Source organism: Amantichitinum ursilacus (genome assembly GCF_001294205.1).
Classification (GTDB): Bacteria; Pseudomonadota; Gammaproteobacteria; order Burkholderiales; family Chitinibacteraceae; genus Amantichitinum; species Amantichitinum ursilacus.
This window is the reverse complement of record NZ_LAQT01000031.1, coordinates 64935-77887: the sequence shown is the minus strand read 5'-3', so window position 1 is coordinate 77887 and position 12953 is coordinate 64935. Positions and strand designations below refer to the sequence as shown.

Below are 12953 nucleotides of genomic sequence, written 5' to 3'. Positions count from 1 at the left end.
GCTCGCAATCCTCACGTACCGAACGTACGCTCCGGTTACTCCGCGCCGGCGGCCCGCAGATTGCCCGCGCCATAATCGCTCCGAGGCATTGCGGATAAACCGTCTGTTTGCCTGGGACCGCTGTTCCTGGATGGGGGCGCGCAATGCGTTTCGCTGTTGCGGTGGGGCGTGCGGGCTTGCGTTTTTTCTGACGAACCGGGTTTTACTGCTTGCCTGCGCCGCCGCGCTGTAACTCACAGTCGCCGGGCGGCACCGGCAATCCTTCCTGCCCAACGCGGCTGTGGCCATGACTGCCCCAGCCGCAGCTGGGGCAGCCGGTATCAAGGCTGGTAGGCCCAGAGGTCGGTTTCGACTTCCGCAAAACTGTGGTTGTACAACGTGATGCCGCCCAGTGCCCAGAAGCGGCCGGATGTGTCTATCCAAGTGGTCGGCGCACTGCGCTGACCCATGGTATAGCCGGTGCTGAACTGGCCCAGTGCGCCCTGGATGCTGGGTTGTAGCGGGGTTTGTGCGCCGCTGACCCACGTCCACAGTTTGCCGTCGAAACGCCACATATCGTTCTGGTATTGAATTTCGCCATTGATGTCGCGGGCGCCGCCGTACAGCCAGATATTGCCATCGCGGTCGCGCCAGGTGGCGGCGCCGGCGCGGCCACCGGGGTTGTTGCTAGCGGCGGCGATGCCTTGCTGGCCATACACCGGTGCGGTGTCATAGGTGCTATTGCCGCTCCATGTCCAGGCGGTGCCGTTGAAGCACCACATGGCGGCCGTGTAGCCGCCATATTGCACGCCGCCGTACAGGCACAGGTTGCCGGCGCGGTCGATCCAGGTGCTGGCGTGGTAGCGTCCGCCCGGCCAGTTGCTGGCGTCGGCTACGCCTTGCTGGCCGTACACCGGGGCGGTATTGATGTCTTGCGAGCCACCCATCCAGGTCCAGTTGGTGCCGTCGAATTTCCACAGGTCTTCCAGCGGCTGACCGCGCTCGTTGGAGCCGCCATAAATCCAGATATTGCCGGCCTTGTCTTGCCAATGTTGCGCACGAGTACGCGCGGGGGGCAGGTTGGTGGCGGCGGCGACGCCTTGGGTGCCCATCGATACGGTGGTGGGCTGCACAATGCGCGTCCAGGTTGTGCCGTCCAGTCGCCACATATCGTTGTCGACCACATAGCCCGCATAATTGGTACCCAGGCTTTCCATACCGCCAAACACCCACAAGTGGTTCTGTTTGTCGATCCAGGTCACCGCCTCGGTACGGGTAGCTGGCCGCGTATAGTTGCCGGCGGGCTCCGGAAAATTAATCATGACCTGGGTCCAGGTCTTGCCGTCAAAGCGCCACACGTCGTTGTACGTGTTGTATGAAAAAATTGATACGTCGCCGTTGCCGCCAAACACCCATGCGTTGCCTTGGGCGTCGACCGCGACGTTGGCGCCGTAGCGCTGCGTATAGATACCGCCGATGTCGTGCGGATCGCTCATCAACGCCCAACTGTCATGCAGGGTATCGGTGCACGTGACTGCGACATCGGAAATGGGCCGGCTGCCCATGGTGCCGTCGCCTTGCGCTACTACGCAGGTTTGCGCTGCGGGCTGGGTTTTGACGTAAATCGAATAGGCACTGCCGGCTGCCTTGGCATTGCCAAAGAAAAAGCTGCTGGCATTGGCGGCAACGTCCACAGTGTTATCGCCATCAGCCAGTTGCAAGCCGCTGCTGGTCAGGCCGGCCACCGAGCCCCCAACGGCATGATCGCAACTGATGATCGCGCCATAGGCGTCCGCGTTGTTGATCGTGCCGCTGGCATGGCTGATGCTGCATAGCAATCCCGGCGTCTGGCTCTGAATGACCAGGTTATAAACCGCGCCATTGGCTACATTTTGCGGAAACGCAAACTGGTCCGCGCCATCGGGCACCGTAATGGTCTGCCCGTTGCTGCTTACGCTGACCGCGCCACCTGATAATCCGGTGGCCGTGCCGCCCAGGCGATAGCTGGTCGCACCTGCACCGCTGGACCCATTGGCCGCGCCCGAATCTCCACCCCCACCGCCCCCACACGCCGCTAACGCGCTGACTAACGCAGCGCCCAGCGCAAATCGCATCATGCCCATATCAAAATCCCTGTTCGTTATGATCGGCCTCGTGAATGCCGGGCCGTTGGCCGCTTTTGGCGGCCACACATCATACGAATGCGAGGGGTGGTACGTAAGACCAACGTAACGTTGTGTGGCGTTGATACCGAATTCGCGCACCGCGTGCAGGGCCGAAAGCGAGCGCCCAGTTCTCATTATTTAAATTGCCTTCGGCAACTATTACCCGGAATTACTTGCTGACGGCAATCACTTCGTCGCACAGTATTAGCAGCGATTCTCATTTGCAACTACGGATGATTCGCTGCCATGAAGTACCGCCTGCTGTTGGTTACGTTTTCCACTTTTGCTCCTCTCTCCGCTTGGGCGGACGACCCGGTTAAACCTGCGCCCACGCTGGCCGAAGTGTTGGTTACAGCCGGCCCGGACGCGACGTTTAATGCCTCTACCGTGGGCGTGGGTACGTTTCGCGATCAGGCTATTGTTGATGTGCCCGCCACGGTCAATGTCATCAACCGCGCCGTGCTGGATGCGCAGGCCGATTCGACTTTTTACGACGCCTTGCGCAATACCGCGGGCGTAACGCGGCAGCAATTGCCGGGCGAGGTGTTTGATAACCTGGCGATACGCGGTGTGCGGGTGAATAACAGCACCAACTTTCGTCTGAACGGATCTTTGCCGCTGTTTAACCTGATGGAAATTCCGCTCGACAATATCGAACGGCTGGAAGTGCTGAAGGGCGTCTCCGCCTTGTATTACGGCCACACCAGCCCCGCAGGCGTGATCAATCTGGTGACGCGGCGCGCGGGCGCCAAGCCCAATGCCACGCTGGGCGTGAGCGTGACCGATCATGGCGGCACGTTGGGCAGCGTGGATGTGGGCCGGCGTCTGGGGGAGCAGCAGCAATTTGGCCTGCGCATCAATGCGGCGGGCGGCAGTTTGCAATCGCCCACCGACGGGGTGCATGGCAAAAAAGAAATGGTCAGCGCGGCGCTGGACTGGAAAGCCTCGGAGCGGTTAACGCTGAAGGCCGATCTGGAATACGCGCGCAAACAGATTGTGGAGCAAGCCAGCATTGCGCTGCCCAAGGCTAAGAATGGCCGCATCACCTTGCCGCGCCTGCCCGATGCCACGCGCCGCATTTCACCGGAATGGGCGGTATTCGATGGCCATCAAAGCTCGGGTTTGCTGCGCGCCGATTATGCGTTAAGCCCCGACTGGATACTGACGCTGGAAACCGGCGCGGCGCATCTGGAGCGGGATCGCGCGTTTACCGAAATCAAGAATTACAACATCGTCACCGGCGCAGGCACGTTAACAGGCAACCGTCGCAACGCGGAATTTACCAATGTGATGTATCGGGCCGAAGTATTCGGCAGCCACACCTTAGGCACGGTGCAACACGAAATCACGCTGGGCGCCGAGCAGACCAATCTGCATCAGGGCGCATCGAAGATGGATCGCTTTAGCGGCAAGCAGAATCTCTACGATCCGGTGGCGTTGCCGTGGTTGCCCACCAGCGGCAGCAGCACCACCGATGCGCTGCATTCTTCCGATCTGGGCGTGTATGCGCTGGACCGTGTCACGCTAAACAACCAGTGGCAAGCCATCGCGGGCGTGCGCTATACGCGTTTTGACAGCGAACAAGGCAAGTATCGGTACAACCCGCGCCGCTTTACGCCTTCGGCTGCGCTCATCTACAAGTTCTCCCCGATCTGGTCCACCTATGTGTCTTATTCCGAAGGGTTGGAGCAGGGTGATCGTGCGCCCGATACCGCCACCAACGCCACCGTGGCGCTGGCGCCCGAGGTGGCCAAGCAAGCGGAAATCGGCATGCGCTATGTGCCGGCGGTGGGTACGCAATATTCGGTGTCGATTTTTGATATCGACCGTGTCGCCAGTTATCTCAATACCAAAAACACCTTTGTGCAGGATGGCCACGAGCGCAATCAGGGCATAGAGGTTTCAGCGCAGGGCCAGTTGTTGCCACAGTTTTCGCTGCAGGCCTCGGGGCAAATCCTGAAGGCGGCCTTCCGTGGCGCGTCGGCGGCCATGAATGGCAAGGTGCCCGAGAACACGGCGCGTTATACCGCCAGCTTGTTTGGCCAATACCAGCTTAACCTGCTGCCTGGGCTGGCTTTGAATGCAGGCGCTTATTACACCGGGCCACGGCCGGTGAATGATCTGGACCAGGCGTGGATTGGTGGCTACACCCTGGGCAGTGCGGGCGTGCGTTATCAGCACAGGCTGCTGGGCAAGGCCACGGCATGGCAATTGAATGTGGAGAACCTGACCAACAAGCGTTACTGGTCGGCCACCGGTGGCGGCCGCGTGGGCGTGGGTCTGCCGCGTACGGCGATGTTGTCGATGAAGGTGGATTTGTAGGCTGGGTGTGCTGGCCCGGACGCCAGTTCGGGTTGGGCCAGCGGCCGCGCGCTTAATCCGGCAGCAAATCCGGCGAGATACTGGCCTTCAGCACGTATTGCACATTGCCATCGCGCACGCGGCGTTGCAGCCACCAGATCGACGATTTCTTGACCGGCAAATCCTGCTCCACCCCATGTAGCAACACGCTGACCAACCTGCCGATGGTGGGTTGATGGCCGACCAGTAGCGTGACGTCGCTGGCCGGATTGGGCCAGCCCGCCGCTTGTAGATAATCGTTAACGCTGCTGACGTCCGGGTTGATGCGCGCATCGATGCGGAAATCGGCGGTCAGCGCGCTGGCGGTTTGCTGCGCCCGGCGCGCTTCGCTGGTAACCACCGCCAGTTTGTGGCCAGCCAGTTGTCTGGCCAGCCACGCGGCGGTGCGCTCGGCCTGTTGTCGACCATGGCGGGTCAGCTCGCGCTTGAGATCATCGTGATGATCATCGGCTTCGGCGTGCCGCCACAAAATCAGGTCGAGCGTAGCGCCCGGTGTCATGTGCGCGGGCCCGCCTGCAGATCGGCCAGCAACATGCCTTGCGCCGAACGACGCTTGCCGCCACGCACATTCTTGCGCCGATAACGGCCGTCGGACTGCATTTCCCACGCTTGCGCGTTATCGACCAGGAACGGGCGCAGGCCTTCGCGGATGACGCGTTTCTTGATTTTCGGGTCGAGGATCGGGAAGGCAATTTCGATCCGGCGGAACAGATTGCGGCCCATCCAGTCGGCCGAGGACAAGTACAGATCTTCGGCGCCGTCGTTATAGAAATAGAACACGCGGTGGTGTTCCAGAAAGCGACCGATGATCGAGCGCACGCGGATATTGTCCGACACGCCCGGTATGCCCGGCCGCAGCGCGCACACGCCGCGCACGATCAAGTGGATGGTGACACCGGCTTGCGAGGCTTCGTACAGCTTTTCAATGACGGTGGGCTCCAGCAGCGCGTTCATCTTGGCGATGACCACGGCTTTTTTGCCGGCGCGCGCATGGCTGATTTCGCGGTCCAGCGCCTTCAGCACGTTGGGCTGCAGCGTAAACGGCGATTGCCACAATTGATAATGATCGCCCGCCAGACCCAGACCGGTCAGCTGCATGAACACGTCGTTCACGTCGCTGGTGATTTCGTCGTTGGTGGTCATCAGGCCAAAGTCGGTATACAGCTTGGCGGTGCGCGGATGGTAGTTACCGGTGCCGACGTGGGCGTAGCGGCGCAGTTTGCCTTCTTCGCGCCGCACAATCAGCAGCATCTTGGCGTGAGTCTTATAGCCGTACACGCCGTACACCACGTGCGCGCCGGCGCGTTCCAGCTTGGCGGCCCAGTTGATGTTGGCTTCTTCGTCAAAGCGCGCCATCAGCTCGACCACGGCGGTCACTTCTTTGCCGCGACGCGCCGCTTCGACCAGCGCATCCATCAAGGCCGAATCCGAACCAGTGCGGTACACGGTCATCTTGATGGCCACCACGCTCGGGTCGAGCGCGGCTTGCGCCAGCAGGTCGATGACGGGGGTAAAGCTCTGGTACGGGTGGTGCAGCAGGATGTCGCCGTGGCGGATGGCGGCAAAGACATCGGGGTTTTTGCGCAGTTCGGTCGGCATGCCGGGCATAAACGGCTCGAACTTCAGATCGGGGCGTTCCACCTGATCCGGCACCTGCATCAGGCGCACCAGGTTCACCGGGCCGTTGACGCGATAGACATCGACGTCGTCCAGGCGGAACTGGCTTTTGAGAAAATCCTGCAGATGCATCGGGCAGTTGTCGGCCACTTCCAGCCGCACCGCATTGCCGAACGGCCGTTGCGACAATTCGCCTTCCAGCGCCGCGCGCAAATCCTTGATGTCGTCATCGTCCACCGACACGTCCGAATCGCGCGTCACGCGGAACTGGTAGCAGCCTTTGGCTTGCATGCCGGCAAACAGCTCGTCGACGTGCGCATGCAGAATCGACGACAGGAACACAAAGCCGTGTTCTACGCCGCTGACGTCCGACGGGATTTTGACAAAGCGCGGCAGAATCCGCGGCGCTTGCACAATGGCGATGCCGGAATTGCGCCCGAACGCATCGCGGCCTTCCAGCTCGACGATAAAGTTGAGCGATTTGTTCAGCACGCGCGGAAACGGATGTGACGGGTCGAGCCCGATCGGCGTCAGCACCGGCATCAGTTCGCGGAAGAAGTAATCGCGGATCCACTCGCGTTGCGCGTCGGTCCAGACAGTACGGCGGAAAAAGTGGATGCCCTCGGCGGCCAGCGCCGGCAGGATCATCTGGCCAAACAGGTGGTACTGACGCTCGACCAGATCATGCGCTTCGCGCGTAATCCACTCGAACGCTTGCTGCGGCGTAATGCCTTCGGGCAGCAAACGCGTGGCGTTGTGGTGCATGTTTTCTTTGAGCCATGCCATGCGCACCTCGAAGAACTCGTCGAGGTTGGAAGACACGATGCAAAGAAATTTAAGACGTTCCAGCAGCGGGTTGCTTGAGTCTTCAGCCTGCGCCAGCACGCGGCGGTTGAACTCCAGTAGACCCAGCTCGCGGTTGAGCATTAATTGATTATCAGCGGGTTTGTAGATCATGGTTTTCACGGCATGGCGGGTTGAGACACATCACGGGCAAGCCCGCGATACGAACGGGCCGTGTGGAAGCGGCCCGCGGTTGCGTGTGCGGCGTGGATCAGTGTTGCGGCGGCACGAAGCCTTGCACGGCATCGGCGCCCGAACCAAAGAAGTAGTTCTCAAGCTGTTGTTGCAGGTACTGACGCGCGCGCGGATCGGCCAGGCTCAGGCGGTTTTCGTTGATCAGCATGGTTTGATGCTTGATCCAGGCGGCCCATGCTTCTTTCGACACGTTGTCGTACAGACGCTTACCCAGTTCGCCCGGCAGCGGCGGAAAATCCATGCCTTCGGCGTCGCGGCCCAGTTTGACGCAGTGTACGGTTCGACTCATTGGTGTTCTCACAATAACGGGGATTGAATGACATCCATATTGCCGCAGCATGACAGCTGTATGCCATCAGGCAATATGCTCAAAATCTGCGTGTCGGGCTGACTTGTGCAGCCGCTATGCAGTTTCGGGTAAGCCTGCAAGTATACACGGGCTTGCTAACCGGGCTGTGGCACGGGCCGCGTTGCGGCAAAGTACGACCGATCTATCCGGAGAAAGATGCATGCAACACTGGCCTTATCCCAAATTATTCGCGCACCGCGGCGGCGGCAATCTGGCCCCGGAAAATACCTTGCCGGGGATGCAGAAGGCGCTGGCGCTGCGCTTTTCCGCCGTCGAATTCGATGTGAAGCTGACCGCCGACAACGTCAGCATTGTGATCCACGACGACACGCTGGAACGCACCAGCAACGGCGAAGGCGCGTTGGCCGAGCTTGATTATGAGCAACTGGACGGCATCGACGCTGGCAGCTGGAAAGGCGTGGAATTTGCCGGTACGCCGGTGCCGCGCTTTAGCGATATCGCTAGCTTCTGCATTACCGAATTGATGTTTGCCAACGTCGAAATCAAGCCCTGCCCGGGGCGCGAACAGGAAACCGGCAAGCAGGTGGCGCAAGAGGCGGCGCGCTATTGGCAGCGCGAACGCACGCCGCCGTTGCTGTCGTCATTCAGCGAAGTGGCCTTGCTGGCCGCGCGCAAAGCCGCGCCGGATCTGCCGCGCGGTTTGCTGATCCATGAGTGGGTGGAGGATTGGGGCACACGCTTGCGCGCGCTGGATGCGGTGTCGTTGCATTGCAATCACGAGATACTGACGGCGCAACGCGTGGCGGACATCCACGCGGCGGGCTATCGCGTGCTGGCGTATACGGTAAATGACAAACGCCGCGCGCAGCAGTTGATCGATTGGGGTGTGGACGGCCTGTTTACCGATGAGCTGGAAAGCTTGCCCGCGGCTTTGGCGATGGCCAGCGATATATAACCCACACCGCGCATGGTCGGGCTGAACGTATACGGTGGGTCATGACCCACCACCCCAAGCCGGTTGTAGTCGCAGAAATCCTGGCCTTCCACATTAAGGGTTGGGTTCAGGTACAACAACGCCGAGTTGGCTTAAGCCATTTGAAACAACTTCTCATAATTGGCGATCACTAACACCATTTTCACCGGCCCGTGGCAATGCGTCAGCTTGATGGGCCGGCGCCCGGCCCGGTCGTGAAATTGCGACAGCAAGCCCAGTGCCGACGAGTCGAGATAATCCACATCGGCCAGATCCACGCAGAAATCGCTGACGCCGTGCAAAGCCAGCACTGCCGTCATCATCTGTTTAAAGTCGCGGTGGTCGGCGGCGGTGAAATTGCCCAACAGCCGGATCACCACCGTGCTGGACACCAAATGCCAATCGATCTGCATCGCAAGCCCCCTTGCCGCCACTGTTGGTTTTGTTTGTTGCCGTCAAACAAAGCGTAGGCGCGCGGCCCTGACTACAACAGCCAGGACCGCTCCGGGGGTATTGCGGGATTAACGCTTAGTCGGCGCTGACCGCAAAGAAATCCACGCGGCCAAAGGGGCTGACCTTATAGCCCGACACATTGGCGCGCGTAATCGCATACGCCGTCGGGTAAGCCAGCGGCACCCACGGCGCGGCTTCAAAGATGATCTTTTGCGCGTCGTGGTACATCTTCGTGCGTTGCGCGACATCGCTGGTGCGCTTGCCGTCGGTAATCAGCTTGTCCAGTTGCGCATCGCAGAAGCGGCCAAAGTTGGTGCCTGATTGCACTGCGGCGCAGCTGAATTGCGGGGTGAGAAAGTTATCCGGATCGCCGTTATCGCCCGACCAGCCCATAAACAGCAAATCGTGCTCGCCCGCTTTGCCGCGTTTGATCAGCTCGCCCCATTCAATGGTCTTGATGGTGGCTTTAATGCCCACTTTGGCCAGATCGGTCTGCAGCAATTCGGCGCCCGCTTTCGGGTTGGGATTAAGCGTGCTGCCGGTGGGACGGGTCCAGATGGTGGTTTCAAAGCCATTGGGCAGACCGGCTTTCTTGAGCAGTTCTTTGGCTTTTTCCGGATCGTATTTGTAATCGCCCAGGTCTTTGGCAAAGCTCCAGGTATTGGGCGGATATGGGCGGCTGGCATTTTGCGCCGTGCCTTCAAACACGGTTTTCAGATAGGTATTGCTATCAAACGCCGCATTAATGGCCTGGCGCACCAGCGGATTATCCAGCGGCTTGTGCTGGGTATTGATCGCCACGAAGGCGGTCATAAAGGCGTGGTTTTCCACCACTTTCAGATTCTTGTCGCCGCGCGCTGATTGCACATCCAGCGGCTTGGGCGACAACGCCACCTGACATTCATTGGCTTTGATGCGCTGCAGCCGCACATTGGCGTCTGGCGTAATCGCGTAGATCAGCTTGTCTGCTTTGGCTTTGCCCCCAAAGTAATTGGGATTGGCGTCATAGCGAATCACGGCGTCTTTCTGGAACGAGCGCAATACAAACGGGCCGGTGCCAACGGGTTTGCTATTGAAATCGGCGGCCTTGGCGGGCGTGAGTTTGTCCGCATATTCGGCTGAATAGATCGAAGCAAAACCCATGGTCAGCGTTTGCAAAAACGTTGCATCGGGGTAATTAAGTTGAAACTGAATCGTGTAATCGTCGACCTTCTTCACGCCTTTAACCAGCTTGGGCAATTGCATGGATTGCACCGTAGGGTAGCCATTGGCGGAGGTTTTGAACCAGGCATGCTGCGGATTGAGCACGCGCTCAAACGTAAACACCACGTCATCGGCATTCAGCGCGCGCGTGGGTTTAAACCATTCGGTAGCGCCAAATTGCACGTTATGGCGCAGGTTGAAGGTGTAGGTAAGACCGTCTTCGCTAACCGACCATTTTTCGGCCAGGCTGGGAACGACCTTGCTGGCGCTGGCGTCATAGTCGACCAGACGGTTAAACAGCACATCGGCCGACGCGTTGGTGGTGACCAATGAATAATATTGCACCACGTCAAAGCCTTCGGGATTGGCGTCGGTGCATACTGCCAGCGGCTTGGCCAGCACGGTTAGCGGCAGCATGGCGGCCAGCGCCGCGATCATTGTTGTTGTGCGCATGCGAGGGTGTCTCCGGGGCGGTTTCTGATTACAGCCGCGTAGCCTAACCTGGCACTGCGGCGGCGCTAAAGAATGGTTATGAACAAGAATATGCCATGAACACGCTGGCGCGGACGTAGGCGGATGGCGCATCCATGCGGCTTGCGGGCCGTCTGGGCCCCGTCGGGAAGGCCGCATGCACGTTATTCATCCTGCATAAATACCACCAGTGCGCCGGGCAAAACAGGTAAGGTTGTGGCCAGTTTATGAGTTTTGATTTTGAGGATACGTATGTATCGCGGGGAACGTTTTAACGGATATAGCCACCTGGTCGGCGCCATTCTTTCGGTGATCGGCCTGGTGGTGTTAGTGGTGTATTCCAGCATTTATAGCGATGCCTGGAAAATCGTCAGCACCGCCATTTACGGCGCGACGTTGGTGTTGCTTTATACGATTTCGACGCTGTACCACAGCCTGCGTGGTCCGGCCAAAGCGGTGTTCCAACGACTGGATCATTGCGCTATTTATTTATTGATTGCCGGCAGCTACACGCCGTTTGCGCTGGTCACATTGCGCGGACCCTGGGGCTGGACTTTATTTGGCGTGAACTGGGCTTTAGCCGTCATCGGTATCGTGCAGGAATTGTGGATCGGCAAACGCACGCGGCTGTTTTCCATGCTGATCTATGTGCTGATGGGCTGGCTGGTGGTGTTTGCGTTTAAACCGCTGATGGCCGCCTTGCCGCCCGCAGGCTTGTATTGGTTAGCGGCCGGGGGCGTGGTGTATACGGTGGGGATTGTGTTCTTTTTGTTCGACGAAAAGGTCAAACACTTTCACGGCATCTGGCATTTGTTTGTGCTGGCGGGCAGCGCCTGCCAATTCGTCAGCATCTTTGGCTACGTTAAATAAGCCGCCTGCGCCGATCAGAATAAGGTCTGGATAAACGCCCATTGCGCGGGCGTCACCGGTGTAATCGAAAGCCGGTTGCCACGCTGCAGGATCTGCATGTCCGCCAGCTCAGCGTGGCTGCGTAATTCCGGCAATCCAATCAAACGCGTTTTGCGCACAAAGCGCACATCCACTTGTAGCCAACGCGGCTTTTCCAGCGATGTTTTCGGGTCGAAGTATTTTGAGGTCGGGTCGAATTGCGTTGGGTCGGGGTAGGCCGCAGCGCTGACTTCGGCCAGCCCGGCAATGCCCGGCTCGGCGCAACTGCTGTGATAAAACAAAACGCCATCGCCCAATTGCATGCCGTCGCGCATAAAGTTGCGCGCCTGGTAATTGCGCACGCCAAACCAGCCCAGCTGGCCCGCGGCTTGCAGATGATCGATGCCGGCTTCATCCGGCTCGGATTTCATCAACCAGTATTGCGGCGTGCTCATTATTTGACGGCATCCCAGATCAGTTTGGACAGCAGCACCAGCGCCAGCGTTAAAAACAAACGCCGCACCCACAAATTGCCACCCTTTAGCGCCATACGGCTGCCGACTTGCGCGCCCGCCACATTGGCAATCGCCATTGGAATGGCGTAGCCGTAAATGACCGCACCGGCCGGAATAAAAAACGCCAGCGCGGCCAGGTTGGTGGCCAGGTTCACCACTTTAGACGACGCCGAGGCGCGCACAAAATCAAAGTGGAAAAAGCGCACAAACAAAAAGATCAGAAATGAGCCGGTGCCGGGGCCAAAAAAGCCATCGTAAAAGCCGATTACCATGCCAATGGCCAGGCCGACATACAGATCGCGCCGGGTGAGCGGCCGGCCGGCGTCTTGCGTGCCGAAGGCGGGCTTGAACCAGGTGTAGATCAGCATCACCGCCAGCAGCACAATCACCATCGGCCGCACGATGCTTTTATCCAGATAGTGGATGACGCTGGCGCCGCCATACGAGCCGACAAACGCCGCGGCGGCACAGGGCAGCAGAATGTGCCAGTCCAGTTTGACCTGCCGCGCGTAACGCCACGTGGCCGAAGCGGTGCCCATGATGGCGGCGAACTTGTTGGTGCCCATCAGCGTGGCGGGCGCGGTGTTGGGCATGATGGCAAACAGGCCAGGCACGAGGATCAGGCCCCCGCCGCCGACCGCAGCATCAATCAATCCGGCAATAAACGAAATGGGCAGCAATAGCAGCAGCGTGGAAGTCATCATGGCGAGGGTCTGGACGGGGTAGGGGCGGCAGCGCGCTACTTTGCCAGCAAGCCAGCGCGCTGCGCATCGGGCCATTCCCGCACGCAGGGCTCGCCAGCGGGCGCGCCGATTACCGTGCGATGGGTCGCGCTAAAGAAACACCCATAGGGTGGGTCTGGACCCACCATTCAAAGTGGTATGCCAAGCTCATCGCACGTGGAGGTTTACACGACCTGCAGAGATAAGCCTGAACGAAGTGGGAAGCAATGCTTGTCGTTCGCACCCGCGGCTTTGGGT

The 12953-nt window shown here is 59.5% G+C and carries 11 protein-coding genes; 3 read left to right on the top strand and 8 right to left on the bottom strand.

Going from position 1 to position 12953, the window contains the following annotated elements:
* Window positions 1-320 precede the first annotated feature (320 nt).
* The gene (locus WG78_RS18285; RefSeq protein ID WP_053939276.1) at window positions 321-2102 is read right to left on the bottom strand and encodes a Kelch repeat-containing protein; all 1782 of its coding nucleotides are present in this window, start codon (window positions 2100-2102) and stop codon (window positions 321-323) included.
* Between the two features lie 288 nt (window positions 2103-2390).
* Between WG78_RS18285 and WG78_RS18280 the strand changes: the two genes are divergently transcribed.
* Window positions 2391-4466 (top strand): TonB-dependent siderophore receptor, encoded by a 2076-nt coding sequence (locus WG78_RS18280; protein WP_053939275.1) that lies wholly within the window; start codon window positions 2391-2393, stop codon window positions 4464-4466.
* Window positions 4467-4518: 52 nt separating this feature from the next.
* On the opposite strand, the gene WG78_RS18275 is transcribed toward WG78_RS18280, so the two are convergent.
* The 3 genes from WG78_RS18275 to WG78_RS18265 all read right to left on the bottom strand — a co-directional run bounded on the left by WG78_RS18275 (window position 4519) and on the right by WG78_RS18265 (window position 7449).
* On the bottom strand, window positions 4519-5004 hold the full coding sequence (locus WG78_RS18275) for a SixA phosphatase family protein (RefSeq protein WP_053939274.1): 486 nt from the start codon (window positions 5002-5004) through the stop codon (window positions 4519-4521).
* Window positions 5001-7079, bottom strand: a complete 2079-nt coding sequence (ppk1, locus tag WG78_RS18270; protein WP_053939273.1) for a polyphosphate kinase 1 — start codon at window positions 7077-7079, stop codon at window positions 5001-5003. The genes WG78_RS18275 and ppk1 overlap by 4 nt, the downstream gene beginning before the upstream one ends.
* A 97-nt stretch (window positions 7080-7176) precedes the next feature.
* Entirely contained in the window at window positions 7177-7449 is a 273-nt protein-coding gene (locus WG78_RS18265) for an oxidative damage protection protein (protein ID WP_053939272.1), read from the bottom strand.
* 220 nt (window positions 7450-7669) lie between these two features.
* Between WG78_RS18265 and ugpQ the strand changes: the two genes are divergently transcribed.
* Window positions 7670-8425 carry a glycerophosphodiester phosphodiesterase gene (ugpQ, locus tag WG78_RS18260; RefSeq protein WP_053939271.1) on the top strand — a complete coding sequence of 252 codons (756 nt, stop codon included), beginning with the start codon at window positions 7670-7672 and terminating at the stop codon, window positions 8423-8425.
* A gap of 131 nt (window positions 8426-8556) precedes the next feature.
* On the opposite strand, the gene WG78_RS18255 is transcribed toward ugpQ, so the two are convergent.
* Window positions 8557-8856 (bottom strand): STAS domain-containing protein, encoded by a 300-nt coding sequence (locus WG78_RS18255; RefSeq protein WP_053939270.1) that lies wholly within the window; start codon window positions 8854-8856, stop codon window positions 8557-8559.
* Between the two features lie 115 nt (window positions 8857-8971).
* The gene (locus WG78_RS18250; protein WP_053939269.1) at window positions 8972-10552 is read right to left on the bottom strand and encodes an ABC transporter substrate-binding protein; all 1581 of its coding nucleotides are present in this window, start codon (window positions 10550-10552) and stop codon (window positions 8972-8974) included.
* Window positions 10553-10822: 270 nt separating this feature from the next.
* Here WG78_RS18250 and trhA point away from each other — a divergent pair, with 270 nt between their 5' ends.
* Entirely contained in the window at window positions 10823-11440 is a 618-nt protein-coding gene (trhA, locus tag WG78_RS18245; RefSeq protein ID WP_053939268.1) for a PAQR family membrane homeostasis protein TrhA, read from the top strand.
* Window positions 11441-11454: 14 nt separating this feature from the next.
* Here the strand turns inward: trhA and WG78_RS18240 are convergent, their stop codons facing one another.
* Window positions 11455-11913, bottom strand: a complete 459-nt coding sequence (locus WG78_RS18240) for an EVE domain-containing protein (RefSeq protein WP_053939267.1) — start codon at window positions 11911-11913, stop codon at window positions 11455-11457.
* A complete protein-coding gene (locus WG78_RS18235) occupies window positions 11913-12677 on the bottom strand; it encodes a sulfite exporter TauE/SafE family protein (RefSeq protein WP_236692075.1) in 765 nt (254 codons plus the stop codon). The genes WG78_RS18240 and WG78_RS18235 overlap by 1 nt, the downstream gene beginning before the upstream one ends.
* Window positions 12678-12953: the final 276 nt, after the last annotated feature.

Bases quoted from the DNA above. Each gene is read 5' to 3' on its own strand.
- WG78_RS18285 (WP_053939276.1), bottom strand. From the start codon at position 2,102: ATGGGCATGATGCGATTTGCGCTGGGCGCTGCGTTAGTCAGCGCGTTA.
- WG78_RS18280 (WP_053939275.1), top strand. From the start codon at position 2,391: ATGAAGTACCGCCTGCTGTTGGTTACGTTTTCCACTTTTGCTCCTCTC.
- WG78_RS18275 (WP_053939274.1), bottom strand. From the start codon at position 5,004: ATGACACCGGGCGCTACGCTCGACCTGATTTTGTGGCGGCACGCCGAA.
- ppk1 (WP_053939273.1), bottom strand. From the start codon at position 7,079: ATGATCTACAAACCCGCTGATAATCAATTAATGCTCAACCGCGAGCTG.
- WG78_RS18265 (WP_053939272.1), bottom strand. From the start codon at position 7,449: ATGAGTCGAACCGTACACTGCGTCAAACTGGGCCGCGACGCCGAAGGC.
- ugpQ (WP_053939271.1), top strand. From the start codon at position 7,670: ATGCAACACTGGCCTTATCCCAAATTATTCGCGCACCGCGGCGGCGGC.
- WG78_RS18255 (WP_053939270.1), bottom strand. From the start codon at position 8,856: ATGCAGATCGATTGGCATTTGGTGTCCAGCACGGTGGTGATCCGGCTG.
- WG78_RS18250 (WP_053939269.1), bottom strand. From the start codon at position 10,552: ATGCGCACAACAACAATGATCGCGGCGCTGGCCGCCATGCTGCCGCTA.
- trhA (WP_053939268.1), top strand. From the start codon at position 10,823: ATGTATCGCGGGGAACGTTTTAACGGATATAGCCACCTGGTCGGCGCC.
- WG78_RS18240 (WP_053939267.1), bottom strand. From the start codon at position 11,913: ATGAGCACGCCGCAATACTGGTTGATGAAATCCGAGCCGGATGAAGCC.
- WG78_RS18235 (WP_236692075.1), bottom strand. From the start codon at position 12,677: ATGATGACTTCCACGCTGCTGCTATTGCTGCCCATTTCGTTTATTGCC.